The organism is Streptomyces sp. NBC_00178 (assembly GCF_036206005.1).
Classification (GTDB): domain Bacteria; phylum Actinomycetota; class Actinomycetes; order Streptomycetales; family Streptomycetaceae; genus Streptomyces.
Map to the genome: position 1 here is coordinate 7,104,183 of NZ_CP108143.1, position 17,466 is coordinate 7,121,648.

Sequence of the window (17,466 nt, forward strand, 5' to 3'; positions counted from 1 at the left end):
GCGCGAACCGGCCTGCCCGGCCGCACCACCCTTCATTCGCCGAGGAGCATCTCGCTGAACGGCGTCGGGTCGGCGTACGGATCCACGATGACCGGCGCTTCCCTGCGGTGCACCTCACGCGCGAGTTCGCGGCCCGCTCGCGCGACCCGGTCCGTCAGCGACGCCTGCGAGTCGTCCCCGCTGCCCCAGTCCTCGGGCGCGGCGAACACACCGGTGGGCATCACGACCGCGTGCAGGTACGTGAACATGGGGCGCAGCGCGTGGTCGAGGACCAGGGAGTGCCTGCCGGTCCCCCCGGTGGCCGCGATCAGGACGGGCTTGTCCACGAGCACCTGGTCGTCGATGCTGTCGAAGAACATCTTGAACAGGCCGTTGTACGAAGCGGTGAACGTCGGTGTCACCGTGATCAGGCCGTCCGCGCGCGCGATGGTGTCGAAGACCGACGCCAGCTCGGTCGACGGCTGACCGGTCAGGAGGTGGTTCACCAGGTCGTGGGCGTGGGAGCGCACCTCGACGAATTCGAGCTCGACCTGGTCGCCGAGGAGTCCGAGCTCGGTGCGGGCCGCGTCGGCGATCCTGTCGGCCAGCATCCGGGTCGACGACGGCAGCCGCAGTCCGGCGGAGACGATGACGAGCGTGCGCTTCATCGGGCGGTCTCCTCGGTGCGCGTGTCCTGTGCCGCCGCCTTCAGGGAGGCGTGGGTCGGGGCGTCCGGGACGTGGGCCGGGCGGTCTGCGGCGAACTCCTTCCGGAGCACCGGCAGGACCTCTCCCAGCAGCTCGATCTGCCGGAGCACGGTCGCGCGGGGCACCCCGATGCCGTCGACGTTGAAGAGCTGCCGCTGGTAGGCACCGCCCGCGAGCTCCTTGTACGCGAGTACGCGCTCGATGACCTCCTGCGGGCTTCCGACCACGACGGCGGTCCGCTCCTTCGTCTCCTCCAGCGAGGGTCCGCCGCCGTACGCCTGGGAGTTGTCGAAGAAGGGACGGAACTCGTTCATCGCGTCCTGCGACGTCTTCCCGATGTAGAGCTGGGCCGCCAGGCCGACGGTCGCCTGATCGGCGGGGCCGTGGCCGTAGTGCTCGAAGCGTCGGCGGTAGAGGCCGACCAGCTGCTGGACGTGCTCCTTGGGCCAGAAGATGTTGTTGTGGAAGAAGCCGTCGCCGTAGTAGGCGGCCTGTTCGGCGATCTCGGGGGAGCGGATGGACGCGTGCCAGACGAACGGCGGGATGCCGTCCAGGGGGCGCGGGGTCGAGGTGAAGGACTGCAGGGGGGTGCGGAACTTGCCTTCCCAGTCGACGACGTCCTCGCGCCACAGCTTGTGCAGGAGGGCGTAGTTCTCGACCGCGAGCGGGATGCCGTCGCGGATGTCCTTGCCGAACCAGGGGTAGACCGGTCCGGTGTTGCCGCGGCCCATCATCAGGTCGACGCGGCCGTCCGCCAGGTGCTGGAGCATGGCGTAGTCCTCCGCGATCTTCACCGGGTCGTTGGTGGTGATCAGCGTGGTGGACGTCGACAGCAGGATGCGGCTCGTCCGCGCGGCGATGTACCCGAGGAGCGTCGTGGGGGACGAGGGGACGAACGGCCGGTTGTGGTGCTCACCGATCGCGAAGACGTCCAGGCCCACCTCCTCGGCGAGCTGTGCGTACTCCGTCAGCGCCTTGATCCGCTCGTGCTCCGAGGGGGTGTGCCCGGACAGCGGGTCACGGGCGATGTCCCCGACGCCGAAGATTCCGAAGTGCATGGTGATCAACCTGCCTAATCAATCCGATGGTGGGTCTTGCTGTCGAAGGACGGCGTTGTGCTGCCGGCCCAGGCCGTGCCAGGTGGGGCGGGATCCTGAAGCGGCGTGTTCCGCGCCGCACAGGATCGCGATACCGCGCGGGTGGAGGGCCGACCGCTCGTGGCCTCCCGGGGGTCCACGCGGCTGGGAGGCCTGACATGTCGGTCGTCGCTGCTCATCCGCCCGTGAGCAACTTCGGGTGTGCCTCGCTCTTCCGTCCGGCGGATCAAGCTCGACAGAGGACCAAACTCATTGCCGTGCAAAGCAATGGTATCCAACAATGCTTTACCGTGCAAGTAAATGGGGCGCGAGGCCGGTACCTCGTCCGCGCACCGGGCCGGCAGCCCCCGTGGCCGGCCCGGTACGGGCTGCCGCCGTGCACTTCCGGCGGCCGGAGGTCCTATGCCTCGCCGTCCAGCCGTGACAAGATCGGCTCGGGCGCGCGGTCCAGGGTGATGCCGAAGTGGTCGCGATACGCCGCGACGACGGAGTCCTCCGGCAGGTCCACCTGCTTGTGGCCCTCCGCGTCCGTGACCAGCAGCTTCCGCCCGCTCAGGGTAACGCGGCCGGACTCGGTCGGAAGTGAGCAGACCAGCGACCGGGTGAAGTGCGCCTCGGGTGAGGTCGTGTGCCACCAGCACGCGGACGTGAAGTCCGAGAGCGTGCGAGGGCGGGATTCGACGCGGTACTGCAGGGCGCCGTCCCGGTACACGTCCAGGTCGCCGTCGGGTGCGTCCTCGATGCGGAAGATGCCGCCGGGCCCTCGCTGCTCACCCCGGTCGTCCAGGCGCAGCGGGAACTCGATCTGGCGTCCGAAGCCCACGTCCACGAGCCAGGGCTCCGGGGTGTCCACGCGCAGAGCGAGGTGATCGAAGGGCGGACCGAAGGCCTCGCCCATGAAGACGCGCGCGGAGAGCAGGCTGACGCGGTATCCCAGGCTGGACAGCAGAGCCGCGAAGGCGCCGTTCGACTCGTAGCAGATTCCGCCACGTCGCCCGGCCGAGATCTTGTCCACCAGGGACTGCGGGTCGAGGGTGATCTGCTCGCCGAGGTGGATGCCCAGGTTCTCGAACGGCACCGTGCGCACATGACGGAACTGCAGTTCGCGCAGGTGTCCGGCGTCCGGCTGCGCGGGGCGCGCGGCGCCGATGCGCTCGAGGTAGGCGGCGACGCGGTGCTGGTCGATGTGCAGTTCGGCCGGGGAGCCGGCACCGGCCGTCTCCGGCGCAGGCCGGTCGTCGACCTGTGGATCGCTCACGCTTCGTTCTCCTTCAGAGGTGCGGTGTGTGACAACGGGGCGGGGTGGCCGTGCGGGTGAGCCGGGCGGGCCGCCGGCGCCCGCGAGGAGCCGGAGCTGCCGCCGTGACCTGCCGAAAGCGGTACCCGGCGCCCAGGGTGCGGTGAAGCGGTCCATGTCCCTTTCGGGGGTGCGGCCTTGGTGGAGCTGCGTCCGGCCCTCCAGAAATGATTGACTAAACAAGCATCCTACTATAATTTGCTGGCTGAGTCCGCTGCTCGTGGCGAGCGGAACTGCCCCTGTCGGCCAGACCTGACGGGCGCGGCGCCGGGCCGTCGAGATTCAGGCGCGATCGGCCGAGTGGCTTTCCACGTTGCCGCAGCTGTCCCATGCCGAAGGGTCGGCGCAGCGAAGCGGGTGCCACCGCGCCGACCGTGGTGCTCCGGGGGCCTCTCGCGACTCCGCGTCGTGCTCACGCGCGGCGGCCCGTGCTGCCAGCTGCCGAAGGGCGACCAACAGGTGTGGAACGCGCCTGTCGTCCGTCGGCCCCATTCGCTCAGATCCGGAGATTGACCCATGGCCCTGCACCGCCTCACCGACATCACCCTCGGGGTGCCGAACATCGAGGAAACCGTCGAGTACTACACGGCGTTCGGACTCATCCCCGAGCAGTCGGACAACGAGTCGGAACACTGGTTCGGCACGGTCGACGGTGGCCCGCGTCAGCTGCGTATCGTCCATGCGCCGATCCGGCGGCTGCTGTCCCTCGGCGTCGGCGCAGACGACCGCGACGACCTCGGCCGTATCGAGAGCTCGCTCCGGCGCAGCGACACCGCCGTCACCGTCGAGGGCGATCGGCTGCGGACCACGGAGCCGGTCACGGGCCTCTCCGTCGTCGTGACCGTCGCACCGCACATCGAGCAGCAGCCCACGCCTGCGGGACCGTTCAACACGCCGGGCACCATCGGGCGTCCCAACGCCCGCGCGGCCTCCCTCCTGAGGTCGGGCCCGGTGCGTCCGCGCAAGCTCGGGCACATCTCTCTCGGGTCGACGGACGTCGCCACCACGCAGCGGTTCTTCACGGAGGACATCGGCTTCAAGGTGAGCGACGAGGTCAAGGACTTCGGGGCGTTCATGCGTTGCTCCACCGACCACCACAACCTCGCCGTCCAGGCGGCTCCGGTGCCCTTCATGCACCACAGTTCGTGGGAGGTCGACGACGTCGACGAGATCGGCCGCGGCGCCGAGTCCCTGCTCGCGGACCACCCGGAGCGTCACACCTGGGGCCTCGGACGGCACTGGGTGGGGGCCAACTACTTCTACTACTTCCGTGACCCGGCCGGAAACCTCAGCGAGTACTACTCCGACATGGACCAGATCACCGAGGACGAACTCTGGAACCCCGGTGTCTTCGACCTCCAGGCCGGCAACTTCTGGGGCCCGCCGCTCCCGCCGTCGATGATCGAGCCGGAGGACCTGGCCGAGCTGATGGCCGGACTCCACTGACCGCGGGCTGCCCCGGAGGCGGTCGGTTCGTCCAGCTGGCGCGAGCCGGCTGCCCGAGGCCCTGCGGGTGCCGGCCGGGCCGACCGCCCGCAGGAGTCCTGTGGCCCGGGCGGGGGACCTGGCCGTCAGCGGGGACGGCGTCCGGTCAGGCCCTGCCAGGTGTCCTTCGCGTCTTCGAGTGCCGCTCTGGCCTTCGGCAGTTCAGGGCGGTTCTCGTGGCGCACCCTGGTCTCCTCGCGTGCCGCCCGTGCCGCCTCCACGGGCCCGGTGGCGGTCCTGGCCCGCAGCAGCTCGGCTTCGAGCCTGCGGATGGCGCCGCCGCGCCTGTCGAGGCGCCGGCCGGCCTTCACGGAAGCGTTCTGCAACCGGGTTCCGAAGCTGCGGACCGTGTCCTCGGGGTACTCCTTGGCGCCGAAGCGCTCCATGAGTTCGTGCCCGTCCGGCTCGGCCAGGTACACGTACCACGTCTTGCCCGACCGGGCGGGTTCGAGGCGGACCTTCAGTCCGGCCAGGGGCAATTCGGCGGGGCCGACGAGCACCGCGTGTTCATGCAGGACGATCCGGCCCAACTGCTCCACGCGGCGCCCGCGCTTCGGTGTGCGCAGCTGTCGCAGCTCGGCCTCGACCCGGACTATGCGTCGTCGGTAGGCCCGCTCGGCCCGCTCCGCCGTGAGCCAGGCCCGTCCCCTCTCGCGCAGGGCCGCACTTCTCAGGCCCCGTACGTGCCCGCGTGCTCCGGCCAGATCCCTGCGCTCGCTCCGGTACTTCCGCTGAAAGGCGTACGCGGGAGCGCCCGGGTACCGGAGAGCGCGCCAGGCCGCCCACCCCGCGCCCACGGCCAGAACCGCGACGGCCCACCAGATCCCCGCCATCCGTACCCCGCCCTTCGTCCAGCAGGTGCATGCCCCGATGTCGCCAAGATCAGCCCTGCGGCGAAGCCGCGGTGGCCGGACCGGCGGTCCCGGGGCGTGGCGGCCCGGGGGCGGCACCTCCCTCGGTCACGGCGGCCCGGTGCGCGTGCAGCGCCCGCTCCGGGTGGTCGACGCGACATATGACGAGCGGGGGAGACACGTGTTCACCGCGCCCTGGCCGCGCATCCGCGGGGCCGGCGGAGAAGCGCGAGACCGGCCCGCACGGCAGCGCGTCGCCGTCAGGTGTCTCGGGCATGCGGATCCGGCTCCGTACGTGTGGCCCGCGCCTGGTACCGTGCCGAACGCCGACGCGGAACGCGCGTCATGCGCGCGGGCATGCAATAGCCGCCGCGTGCTGATCGACACATGCTCCCGACCGATGTCTCCTCCATGGAACCCGGTCGGCGAGGGTGGCGATCTCCAGGACATTGCTTGATTGGCATAATTTCTTCGGTAGGGGAAGCCTGCAGGCGCGCTTCCCCGTCCGTCCATGGTTTACGAACTCACGGGAGTCGAAGTGCCGCCCCAACCAAAGCCGCAGGACCCGGCGCTGCTTGACGGAGCATCGTCACGGTTTGCGGACGCCTTCACCCGGCGCACCACGCAGTTGCGTGGAGGTGGTAACCCCGGTCCGAAACCGTGGACGTGGGCTGCCGGTGCGGCCGCGCTGACGGTCTGCGTGATCCTGATCGTGTTCGCGGTGGCGAAGATCCCCTCCGGCGACAGCAAGAAGGACGAGGCCGCCGCGGCCGCGTCCGCCTCGCCGGCCGCCGCCGGTTCCTCCCCCTCTGTCGCCCCGCACGGCTCCACGCCCGCCGCGGGCGGGTTCGGTGGTGTCCAGGCCGCCGGGCCCGGCCCCGTGCCGCCGGGAAGCCCGAAGCTGGTCGCCGGGACGGCAGGTGGCGCGGGTGCATCGGGCAAGCCCGGTGCGTCGCCCGAGTCCAAGGCCCCCGGCACATCGGGTGGCTCCGGCACGTCGGGCGGCTCGGGAAGCCACGCTCCGGCCGCTCCCGCAGCCGGTGCGGGGACCAGCTCCCAGTCCGGCAGTGCGTCCGGCGGATCCGGCGGCAGCGGGCAGTCGTCAGGCTCCTCCCAGTCGAAGGCCGTCACCTACTCCGGCGTTCCCGTCTTCAGTCACGACAGCGGTCGCTGCATCGCTGCCACGGGAGCCAGCAACGGCACGGCCCGCGACGGCACCCGGCTGGAGATCTGGGACTGCGGCGGTGGATCCTGGCAGAAGATCGACTTCCGCTCGGACGGCACCGCAAGGATGTTCGGTCTCTGCATGGACCTCGCAGGTGCGAACCAGGGCAACGGCACTCCCATCCAGCTTGCCACGTGCAACGGCGGCTGGGCCCAGAAGTTCAAGCTCAACAGTGCGCACGACCTGGTGAACACGGCGGTCGGCAAGTGTGTCGACGTCACCGACGAGAACACCTCCAACGGAACGAAGCTCCAGCTGTGGGACTGCTTCGGCACCGACAACCAGAAGTGGAGCAAGCGCTGAGCGAGGCCGGGTGAGGGGGCGCCGGCGACGCCGGCGCCCCCGTCCCGACTTCCCGGTGAATCCGCCCGGCCGCCCGAGCGGCCGCGACGGCTCCACGAACGACGGTCTCCCGTACCGCGTAGCCCCCACGGATCGGAACACGTACATGGATCTCGACGACGACGGCTTCAGCCTCGGCAAACTGCTCGACAGCACCCGGAAACTGCAGGAGGACCTGGCGCGCGCTCAGGAAGAGCTGCGCCTGCTCAGGGTGGACGGGACCGCCGGCGGCGGCGCGGTGAGGGCGACGCTCGACGGCAAGGGCGTGCTGGCGAACCTGGTGATCTCACCGGCGGTGGCCGACCCGGGCAATGCCCGGGGACTTGCCGACCTCGTCGTCTCCGCCGTCCGGGACGCCCAGCAGACGCTGGCCGACCGTCACGAGGCGCGGCTCGTTCCCGCTCTCGACTCCCTCCGCACGGGACTGCGGGACATCTCCGGCTGACGGGCTTCCGGCAGCAAGGGGCCCGGTGGAACGGTCGCCCGACCGTCCCACCGGGCCCCTCACGTCTTCCCGCGGCGCCGTCACATGACGTGCGTGAGGTCGCTGCCGAGTGTGAGCCCGCAGAACTGGGCCCCTGTGCCGGCTTCCGACGCAGAACCGATCAAGCGGGACCGGGGGTCCAGGTCGATCGACTCCACCCGGCCCACCGCGGACTGCGGAGTCCGGGTCAGCCGGCCGGTGCTGTGCTCCATCCAGCGGACCGTTCGAGCGGTGTTGACGGCCCACAGCGGTTCGTCCGGCAGCACGCCCAGTACGAGCGACCTGGCACCCGGACCGGCGTCCAGCAGCCGCTGCTCCAGCTGTTGTGCCTGCTCCGCCACCGGCCCCTGCCAGACGCGCTTGGCCCGCGCGATGCGATCCCGCTCACTCTCCGTCCCGACGAGAGGACCGACGGACGCACCGTCGGCCACCCCGGCGGCCTCCTCGGTCGCGACGGCCGCACCCGGCGCCGAGACCCGGGCCCGTAGTTCCGCGGCCATGGCTCCGGCCTGCTCCGCCAACTGCACGACGACTTCGCGACGTTGCTCGTTCTTCGTCGTGGCCGCGTAGATCCGGGCACGGTCGGCCAGGGTGTCCAGCAGCTCGACGCGCCGCTCCCCTTCGTGATCGCCCGTACCCCGGTACTCGTTCAACAGCCTGTCCAGGCCGGCCACTCGGGAGAGGGACCGCAGCTCCGGCCCCGCGCTGCCGGAGCGTTCCAGGAAGACGGCCGGGTCCAGGAGGTCGACCTGCGCGGGCACGACGGGTCCGGTCTCCTCCGCGAGCACCGGGGCGGGAGGAACGGTGGCCGGCGCCCCCGACGCGTTCTTGAACAGGACCGGCGTGACGGGCACGCCGACCTGCTCGGCGATGCGCCGCGCGGTGTTGGCCAGCCACCGCAGCCCGTCCTCGGGGGACAGGCTCGGCCGGATCTTGTTGCTCATGTAGCGGCCGGACTTGTCGGTGAGCTGCCAGCTCCGCGCCACGGGGTCGTACGAGAGCTCGCCGCTGATGCGTGCGGGGCGGACGACGGTGCTCCCGTCGGTACGGAATCCGGCGGCGACGGTGGGATGGCCCTGGTTGTCGATCGCGGCCCGCAACTGTTCCCGAGTCAGGTCCGGGTCGGCCCGCCGCATCGCGGACCAGAGCTCGTCGAGCTCGTCCTCCGCCATGATGCTCAGCACCTGGTCACTGCCGATGCTGATCTCACCCTCCTCGTCGACGGCGTAGTGCCACACACCATCGGTCCGGTCCAACAGGGCGGGCTTGAACTCCTCCAGGCGGTACCAGAGGGGGTTGAGGCGCACCTGGGCGGAGTCCTGGGCGTCGCGCTCGCGGTCCTTGACCTTCTTCGGCCCGGCCAGGGGGCCGTAGGCGTGGTCCAGCTCCTGCGTCCCCGTACCCGCCACGAACGCGCCGTGCGCGATGGTCGGCCGCTCCGCGTCCTTGGCGAGGACGGTGATCCCCAGGGCCGAGCTCAGCACCTCCGCCGCATTGCGTACCCAGCGGGTGACGTCGGCCGCTTCCACGCCCGGCCGGACGGCAGGACCCACGTACCGGCTGGACGCGTCGATCGTCCACCGGCCGGTCAGGGGGTCGCGGAACAGTTCACCGCCGACACGGGCGGGACCGACGACCGTCGCCCCCGCCTCGTCGAAGCCGGCGGCGACCGTCGGCACACCCTGATCGTTGAGGACGCCCCGGAGTTCCTGCATCGTCAGTCCGGGCCGGGTGGTCCGCATCGCGGCGAGGAGCCGCTGCCGCTCCTCCTCTCCGGCGATGGACCAGACGTCCTCGCTCCCGAGGAAGAACCGTCCGTCCTGGTCGATCGCGTACAGCCACACGCCGCCGCGGTCCAGGAGCGCGGGCCGGAAGTCCTCCAGCGGGTACCACAGCGGGTTCAGCCGCACCTGGGGGCTCACCGCGTCGTCCTGCTCACTGCGCTTCACCGTCTTCGGCGCGACGGCGGGCCCGAACATCACGTCCAGTGAGACCTCCGGCCCGGTCCGCTCGTCGTCGAGAGCGAGAGGCCGGGTGCCGGACCCCGACGCCTCGACGGTCCGCTCCTGCTGCTGGGCGCGTCCCCGCGTCTCCGGGGCGGCCCCCGTTCCGGCCGGTTCCCTCATCCCGGTCCCGGCGGCCTCCGTCTCCGCGCGCTCCGGTCGTTTGCCCTCGCGGATCTCCCTCCGCCGCGCGTCGGCGGCCGACTCGGCCGGCCCGGACGTCGTCCCGTGGTGAGGAGCGACCACACCCGCCTCATGCACGGCCTCGTGAACCCGCTGAGGGGTCTCGTGCACCTCCGGTGCCGCCGCGTGGGACGCGGCCTCACCGAGTGCGGGGTGGACCGTCTCCGGGCGCGCGTACGTCCCGGACTCCGCCGGCGCCGTCAGGGGGGCGTCCTGCCGCGGGACGGCCGCCAGGTAGGAACCCGCCCGCCGGTACACGGTCACCTGGCGGCGTGCGACGGGGGGTTCGGACGCGGCACCCGGGTGGAGCCGGTGGGAACCGTCCTCCTGGACGACGGTCAGGTCGACACCCAGGGCGCGCGCGGTCAGGGAAGCGGCCAGATCGGCTGTGTCCGCGTCCCACCTGCGCGCCGTACGCAGGTTCAGTCCGACGAGCCGGTGCCGCTGCTCGGGAGTGAGTCCGGTCCGCACGCTCTCGGGCAGCCGGCCTCCGTTCGCGGTGATCTCGCGGGTCAGGACCTCCCTGTCCTGTGGCCGCGTGCCGAGCAGGGGTTCCACTTCGTGCGGGTGGAAGACGGCCAGCGGATCGAGCGTGGCGTGCACCGGCACGTCCGCGCTCCGCGAGACCGCCGATGCCAGTTGTCCGGCGGTGATGCCGAGCCTGCCGTCCCCGGCCCGTTCGACCGCGGCGTAGAAGCCGTTGCCGTCCCCGGCCGGCCGGTGCAGGTCGAGGACCCAGCTCCGGCCGCCCGGGTCGACGGCCGTCAGAGTGCGGTGGTCGGTGGCCGCGTCGTAGTGCCGCAGACGTCGGTCGGGTCCGTCCTCGCGCTGCTGCCACGGCGGCAGGGCGTGTGCGGGCCGGACACCGGCACCGTGCTCCGCCCGCGCCGTGTCCGACGCCTCGGGCCTGGCCGTTTCGCTCTTCGCCGCCCCGCTCTTCGCGGTCCCGGTCCTGGGCGCCTCGGACCTCGACGCCCCGGACTCGGTCCCGGCGTTCGTCGTCTTCGCGGCCGGCGCAACCGTGGCCGCGGTCGCGGTGTCCGCGGTGCGCGCACCGGTCGCCGCCGTCTGCGCCGTCGAGGACTCGGCACTGGCCGAGTGTGGCGCCCTGAAGGTGACCGCGGCCGGCCGCGGTGTGTCACCGAGCAGTCGCCGTCCCTCCTCCGTGGCCGCCAGTTCATGCCAGCGAGTGAGCCGGTCAGCGCCCTCGCGGACGCGGGCGTACTCCTCGGCGACCGCCTCCGCGAAGGCGAGCCGGTCCTGCAGGGTGTCGCGGAACGACTCCAGCCGCGTGAGAGCCGCAGCGTGTTCGGAGCCGCCGCTGTCGAGAGCCGCGGCCTCCCGCACGCTTGCTTCCAGGCGCCGGCCCTCGCCGCGGCGCAGGTCCCAGTAGACCGTGTCGGCCGTGGTCCACGCCTTGTCCGCCTTGGTCACCGCGTCCCAGGCCCCGGCCACCTCCGGCGGGAAACGGACGTCGTCGATCAGGCCGAGATCGCGTGCCACGTCCTCGCGCACCCAGGCCAGCACGGTGGCGTCGGTCTCCAGAGCCTGCGGCGTCCGATCAGTGTTGCCGAACACGCTCCGGAAGGCACTGCCCACCGTGCTGTCCTTCACGTGGTGACGCACGGCGGCGAGACTGAGCCAGGTCGTGGGGACGGCGAACAGGAAGGCCCGGTCCTTCTCCGGCTTCACGTTGACCGAGCCCAGCCGCTCTCCGGACACACCCATCACCACCCAGTCGCCCTCCTGGGCGCCCGACCCCGTGCCGGACTGAGTCGTTCCGGTGCTCACCGCGGACGTGGTCGGTCCCGCGGCGAGCAATTGTTCCGACACACCCTGCTGGGAGGCGGACGAACCTCCGCCGTGGATCTCCCGCTCGGGTGCCTCGAACTTCATCCCGTCCGCCACGGTGAGCAGCCGCGCGGCCCGGAGGTCGGGCCTGGAGTACACCGTGAGGCTGCCGTCGGCACCTCCGAAGAGGCCCCGGTCGGTGAGACCCGCCACCGCGTAACCGTCCGGTGTCAGGGTGCGGCCGTAGAACGCGGTGAGGGCACCGTTCGACGTGCCGTCCTCCAGACTCTGCGCCGAACCGGTCCCCGACCGGGTGAGAGGGGTGTCCTTCGCCCGCCTCAGCACGTCGTCGCCGAGGTCGGCGCCCTTCGGTACGAGCAGTGACGCGTCGTACGCCGCGCCCAGCGCCACCGTGGTGGCGGTGTGCAGTTGGTCCAGGCCCATGATCCGCCGGACGGCGAAGCCCTCACCGGGCAGCTCGAACGGCTTCAGTTCGCCGCCCGCACCGGGGTGCCTGACGTCGTGCCAGCCGCCCGTCCCCAGCGACTGCGGAACGTCGACCCGACGCGGCCCCGCGTCCACCATCGGCACGGCCGGCGCCAGGGGGTCGTATGCCAGGGGCTCCGACGGATCGGGCCGCATCAGGCTCATCGGGAAGTGCTCGATCAGCCGCCCCGCGTCGGCCTCGGCGGAGACCGTCAGCTGCCGGCGGCCGATCAGTTTGCGCCACGACCGGTCGAACTGCTCGCCGACGAGGCCCGCCCGCTTCTGCGGAGCGCGCGACGGATCGGCCTGCCCGGTGTCGGTGACATCCAGCGTCAGACGGATCCTGTAACGCGTCGCGTACTCACCGTGCGCCTGCGTGGTCGTCGCGGTCGAGATCCGGACCGTGCCCTCATGCGTGGACTGGGTGACCGACCGCAGCGCGGAACCCGACTGCGAGTACGTCGGTCCCGCGTTCCTGACGGTGCCGTCGCCGACATGGGCGCCCTCGGAGACACCGATCCCGAGCGTGGCGCCCGATGTCCGGCCCCGGCCCTGCTGAACGCCCTCCAGGGCCTGACGGTGCTCCTCCAGTTCCACGCTGTGGCCCATGCCGCGGAACCCGTCCGTCCGCTCCTCGACGGGGATCAGCTCGGCGCGCAGCCGGACCTGGCGTTCCCCGATCCACACCTGAGCCGTCTGGGAACCCCACCGGCCGATTCGGGCCGGCACCGAGGAGCCCGCCCCCGTCATCTCCTTGCCGATCGCGCGCACCACCCGGTCCGACACCAGCCGGCGGAGCTGGTCGCGGTCCGCCGAGGACAGCCCGAGCGGACGCAGCTCCTCCTCGAACTGCCGCAACGCCGCTGATGTGTCCAGGGAGTTGACGGCCCAGCTGCCGAAAGGATGGTCGCGCAGCCACGGCAGAGGCGACCACGAACGCCCCGTGTACAGCGGTACGTCGCCGAAGCCGTCCTTCAGCAGCCCGAGCCGGTAGGCACTCTTCTCGGGGACATGGCCCACCCAGCCCCGGTCGAGCTCGATCCGGCGGCCCGCCGCCCCCGCCAGGGACGCCGGCACGCTCCGTGAACCGGTCGCCCGCTCACCGATCCTGCTGGAGACCGCCGCTACCTCGTGGGCCACGGAAGCGGTCACCACGACCTGCCGTCCCGTGTCCTTGCGGTTGATCTCGGCCACCGCGGACCGGGACACCGACACCGACCTGGACGTGTCCAGCCGGAAGGGGCTGGCCACCAGCGCGTAGCTGCCGGTGACCCCGCTTCCCACGCGGTGGGAGTTCAGATAGGCGACCTGCCCGCCGAGGAACAGCGTGGACGTCCTGTTGGCCCGTCCGGCCGCCTCGGTGAGACCGCCCAGCGTGGTCTCCGTCTCGATCTTCACCGCGCCGGTCACCGCGGCCATGTCGGCCCCGAGCGTGGTCCGGTGGGCCAGAGCCGTCGTCCGGTCGAGGTAAGGGGCCTGGGACCACAAGGAGGTGGCCCGCCAGCCCGCAGGTGCGGAGCTCTGGTCGAAGTTGGCGGTGAGGGACCTTCCTTCGAAGACCCGCGCCGCGGCGTCGTAGGCGGGGGCGCCCTTCAGCGTCACCAGCCAGGAGCCGCCCGAGGCCTCCTCCAGTGCCCGCTCCGCCGCTGCCGTCAGCATCTCGTGTGCGGTGACGGAGACCGTCTGGTGGGGATGCTCCGACAGCGGGGACGCGCCCCGCCCGGTGAGCCCGGCCAGGAACTCCGGGGTCGCCAGGACCAGGTCACGGGCCTCCGCGAACGGGATCGCCTGTGCGGGTTCCGGGGCCACCGATGACGCCGGAGCGGCCTCCGGCGTGTGCTCGACGGGAAGGCTCAGCAGCACCCTCCCGACACCCGGCGCCGCCGACCGCTCCGCGCCGGCACCCGGCGGTTCGATGAGCGCGGTCGGTCTGTCCGTGAACACGAATGGCTGGGTTCCCAGTACGTTCATGGACAGCAGGCCGCGCATCCATCTGCGGGGCCTCCAGAAGCCGCCCGCCTCGGCCGTGAGGGTGAGTTCGTAACTGTGCAGGTGCGAGCCGCCGGTACCGACGGACATGGCCTCGTGCGTGGCGCCGTGACCGTAGCCGCTCTCGGACTCCGTGCGCCGCCCCACCCTGACACCCACGGACGCCGTGGCGCTGCTCCGCGGCCGGCCGACCCGGTCCCTGTCCGTGTCCCGCCCCGAGAGCAGACCCTCGACACCTGCCTGCACCCCGCGCGTGCCGCCCTGCCGGCCGCCCAGGTTCTCGCTGCCCGGCGCGCTGTGACGCAGCCGCAGGTCCTCCTGCTTCCCCTCGTAGCGGCGTCCGGTCAAGGACGCGTCCACCCACACGTAGCGGTGCCCGCGCGTCAGGGCGCCCGAGTCGACCAGCCCGAACCGCATCCCGGTGGAGGCCATCGTCTCCAGACCGGAGGCCATGCCCTGGTGCGACAACGTGTTGAGCACCTCCAGCGTGTTCGACACCACGGTCTCGAAGTGACCTGCGTGCCGCCAGCGGGGGTTGCGGGGGTTGAGTTCGTCCAACGGAGCGACGAGATCGGGGTACACCGTGCCGATCCGCCTCAGGACGGCATCGGCGAAGTGCTCGGCGAACGTGACAGGGCGTCCGTCGATCTCCCGGGTGAGACTTCCGTCGGCGAAGGTGAACTCCTCCACCCGGCTCATACCGAGCGTCGGCGGCTCGTCGGCTGCGAGCCACGGCGGCGGCACGGGCTCCGCACCGCCCGGCACGACGCCGGTGCCGAGCCCGTCGAGGCGGAGTGCCTCGGTCCGGGTCAGCCGCTCCACCGCCCAGGTCTGGAACGTCTCGGTACGCGGCGCCTCGCTCCACTTCTGCGGGGAGTTCTTCCGCAGCCTGCCCCGCTGCACGGCCCCGTGCCCGCGCGCTTCGGGCAGTGCCGCCCTGGTGTCGGGCGGTGCGGTGACGGTGACGGTCTTCTGCACCAGGTACAGGCCGGTGGCAGCACCCTTGGCCTGTGCGGCGGACTTGACCGCGCCCGATCCGCCGAAGACCGACCCCCGCGAGCGCGAGGCACCGTAGCGGAGGCTGACTCCGGCGAGCAGGCGCAGGTCGAACGCCCCGTCCTCCAGGCCGAAGAGCTGGAACCCAGGTCCTGCCGAACCCCCCACCTCGGCACCGAGGGTGCTCCGGATCAGCCGCTCGTTGCGGACCGTCGACTGCGCGATGTCCCGCAGTTCGGCCGCGGTGGTCTCGTTGATCAGGACCGCGTCACCGGACTGGACGCGCACGGAGAACACACCCGCCGGATCGCCCCCGGCCTGGCCGCGGGACAGCATCGGGGTGTAGGCGGGACCGTTGTTCAGCGCACGGCCCATGCGCTGGAAGGAGTCACTGGAGAAGAAGTCGTCGAGCAGGACGGCGGCCGCGGTGCCTTCCTTCACATCGATCTGCCGCAGCGCCCAGTCCCGGATGTGCGCGACCGGACCGTACGCCTCGGTGTTGGCCATCCGGAAACGGGACCCCGGGCCCAGGGCCAGGCGTTCCGGCATCGGCTTCTGGGGCGTCCGCGGCACCGTGATGCTGTCGGCGAGCCGCACCATGAGGCCGTCGCGCACCGCGAACCCGAAGGCCAACGGCGTCCGGGACGGGTCGCCGGCGAGGACGATCTCACCGTCCGGGCCGACCGGACGGCCGGATCGGTCCGTCAACGAGAACTCGTACCAGACGTCGTCCAGATGCGCGTGTGAGCCGTCCGTGGTGCGGGTCTCGGTCTGGTTCACCACCTGGTTGCGGAGGTTGTACTGCGCCTGTTTGCCGATGGCTACCTGCATGAACACCCGGCCCCAGACGGTGACGACGTGCTTGAGCGGACCGAGCGGAGCCGTCGGCGCCAGCGCCAGTGAAGTGCTGTTGACCTTCATCTCTCCGCTGGTCGCCGTCGACCTCTGCATCGTGTCGATCTTCACCGGCTTCCCCGCGCCGAAGGTGAAGCGCTCCCACTGCCCGTAGGGCCGGGCGGTCACGTGCAGCGTCCGGGTCTTCCTGCCGGCCGTGCGGTAGACGAAGCGCCGACCGTCGCCGAAGAACGACTGGGGGCCGGCCCGCAGACCGGCGTCGATCGCGTCGAGCAGACCGAACCCGCTCTCCTCGGACACGGGCCGGATGCCCGCCGACCCGGAGAGCGCGCGACCGAGTTCCTCCACGACGAGTTCGGTGCCACGCAGGGCGCGCGCGCTCTGGCCGAAGCTGAAGGACCGCTGGACGACGTCCTGGGGGAGCCCGGGCAGCCGGGAGGCCACGCCCCCGCTCATGTACAGGGGAAGCCGCGCCGAGTCCGAGAACCGTACGGGCCCGGTGGTGACGGGGGCTGCCGGCAGATCACGGTCCAGCCTGGGCGGACGCCGGGTGTCCAGGTCCTGCGCTATCGGCACGCGCCGCGGCACAGCGGCGGCGAGCGGAGCGAGGGCGGCGGCGATCCGCTCCTCGGGTATCGGAGGGAGCGGGGAACCGGGCACGTGTGGTGGCGGCACGGGGACGGCCGCACGGGGAGTGGTCACCAGGGTGCTGTCCGGCTCGTCGGTCCGGCCCCGTGCCGACGTCGAAGCGACCGGTCCGCTGCCGGACGGGAGGATTTCCGAGAGCCTCGCACCCGCCCGGATCCCCGAGCGGGCCCCGGTGCCGAACGCGTCGCGCAGTTGGATCGACAGTCTTCGTGCCGGGTGCTCCGCACTGCTCGGGGCGAGCCCTGACTCGTCCAGGGCGATGCTCTCGGCGACGAGATGGACGACGTCCTCGTGCCACCGGCTGTACCGGCCGGCGGCGACGCCTTCGCGGCCCGTCGCTCGGATGGGAGGAGGTGCGCGATGGGCTTCGGCGACGATGTCGGCCGCCTGTTTCAGATGACCGGCGGCGTCCGGGCGGTCCAGACCGCCCAGACTCTCCCGCGCCCGCGCGAACTCGTCGTGCCAGTGATCCCAGATGTCCTGGTCCACGGCGGGATACGTGCCTGCCGCGTGCCCGGTTTCGGCCGACTTGTCGAAGTACGTGGTCAGCGCCGCCAGGCGCCGCCGCGGATCGGTGAGCCGTTTCACCTCACGCGCGAGATCCTGCGGTACTTCGAAACACACCAGACCTTGGGGGACAGCAGCCATCCCCATCACATCCCCATCACATGAACGGGTCCGAGAACCGACTGGCACTCCCGCCGGCCAGGCGTCGGACGTCGGGAACGATCTTGCAGGATGCCCGGCCGGCACATGCGCCGATCGGCAAACGTTCACGTGAAGTTGAGGCGATGTGCGGTCACTGCTAGGAACTGTTTCCGGAATCTGCCTACGTGCGTGGGGTGTTGGGGTCAGGCTGTCGGTATGGGCCGTGGTCACGCATGCGGAGAAACGTGCCTCTACCTACCTCGGCACCGTCACCCTCGCAGCCCTCGTCATCCGGCTCGGAACATGATCCGAGAAGCAGTGGCCAAGCCGCTTCGGCAGACGGATGACGCGGTCGGAACGGTCCCTCCGCGGTCCGGCCCGGCTCGGAAATCCCGGTTCG

The 17,466-nt window shown here is 71.5% G+C and carries 8 protein-coding genes; 3 read left to right on the plus strand and 5 right to left on the minus strand.

Annotated elements, in window-relative coordinates; all coding sequences use genetic code 11:
• Positions 1 to 32: 32 nt before the first annotated feature.
• The 3 genes from OHT61_RS31290 to OHT61_RS31300 form a co-directional block, all read right to left on the minus strand.
• Positions 33 to 647 carry an FMN reductase gene (locus OHT61_RS31290; RefSeq protein WP_329042832.1) on the minus strand — a complete coding sequence of 205 codons (615 nt, stop codon included), beginning with the start codon at positions 645 to 647 and terminating at the stop codon, positions 33 to 35.
• Positions 644 to 1,744: a CE1758 family FMN-dependent luciferase-like monooxygenase gene (locus OHT61_RS31295; protein WP_329042834.1), complete on the minus strand. Its 1,101-nt coding sequence runs from the start codon at positions 1,742 to 1,744 to the stop codon at positions 644 to 646. Before OHT61_RS31295 ends, OHT61_RS31290 begins: the two co-directional genes overlap by 4 nt.
• A 439-nt stretch (positions 1,745 to 2,183) precedes the next feature.
• Complete coding sequence (locus OHT61_RS31300) at positions 2,184 to 3,041, minus strand: arylamine N-acetyltransferase family protein (RefSeq protein ID WP_329042836.1); 858 nt, start codon at positions 3,039 to 3,041, stop codon at positions 2,184 to 2,186.
• A 555-nt stretch (positions 3,042 to 3,596) separates the two neighbouring features.
• Between OHT61_RS31300 and OHT61_RS31305 the strand changes: the two genes are divergently transcribed.
• The gene (locus OHT61_RS31305; RefSeq protein ID WP_329042838.1) at positions 3,597 to 4,526 is read left to right on the plus strand and encodes a VOC family protein; all 930 of its coding nucleotides are present in this window, start codon (positions 3,597 to 3,599) and stop codon (positions 4,524 to 4,526) included.
• A gap of 125 nt (positions 4,527 to 4,651) precedes the next feature.
• Here the strand turns inward: OHT61_RS31305 and OHT61_RS31310 are convergent, their stop codons facing one another.
• Positions 4,652 to 5,398: a hypothetical protein gene (locus OHT61_RS31310; RefSeq protein ID WP_329042839.1), complete on the minus strand. Its 747-nt coding sequence runs from the start codon at positions 5,396 to 5,398 to the stop codon at positions 4,652 to 4,654.
• A gap of 718 nt (positions 5,399 to 6,116) precedes the next feature.
• Between OHT61_RS31310 and OHT61_RS31315 the strand changes: the two genes are divergently transcribed.
• Entirely contained in the window at positions 6,117 to 6,944 is an 828-nt protein-coding gene (locus OHT61_RS31315; protein ID WP_329042840.1) for an RICIN domain-containing protein, read from the plus strand.
• A 145-nt stretch (positions 6,945 to 7,089) separates the two neighbouring features.
• Positions 7,090 to 7,428, plus strand: a complete 339-nt coding sequence (locus OHT61_RS31320; protein ID WP_329042841.1) for a YbaB/EbfC family nucleoid-associated protein — start codon at positions 7,090 to 7,092, stop codon at positions 7,426 to 7,428.
• Between the two features lie 80 nt (positions 7,429 to 7,508).
• Here the strand turns inward: OHT61_RS31320 and OHT61_RS31325 are convergent, their stop codons facing one another.
• Positions 7,509 to 17,066 (minus strand): hypothetical protein, encoded by a 9,558-nt coding sequence (locus OHT61_RS31325; protein ID WP_329042842.1) that lies wholly within the window; start codon positions 17,064 to 17,066, stop codon positions 7,509 to 7,511.
• Positions 17,067 to 17,466 lie beyond the last annotated feature (400 nt).

Excerpts from the sequence above, each read along its gene's own strand:
- OHT61_RS31290 (WP_329042832.1), bottom strand. The coding sequence starts at position 647 with ATGAAGCGCACGCTCGTCATCGTCTCCGCCGGACTGCGGCTGCCGTCG.
- OHT61_RS31295 (WP_329042834.1), bottom strand. The coding sequence starts at position 1,744 with ATGCACTTCGGAATCTTCGGCGTCGGGGACATCGCCCGTGACCCGCTG.
- OHT61_RS31305 (WP_329042838.1), top strand. The coding sequence starts at position 3,597 with ATGGCCCTGCACCGCCTCACCGACATCACCCTCGGGGTGCCGAACATC.
- OHT61_RS31310 (WP_329042839.1), bottom strand. The coding sequence starts at position 5,398 with ATGGCGGGGATCTGGTGGGCCGTCGCGGTTCTGGCCGTGGGCGCGGGG.
- OHT61_RS31320 (WP_329042841.1), top strand. The coding sequence starts at position 7,090 with ATGGATCTCGACGACGACGGCTTCAGCCTCGGCAAACTGCTCGACAGC.
- OHT61_RS31325 (WP_329042842.1), bottom strand. The coding sequence starts at position 17,066 with ATGGCTGCTGTCCCCCAAGGTCTGGTGTGTTTCGAAGTACCGCAGGAT.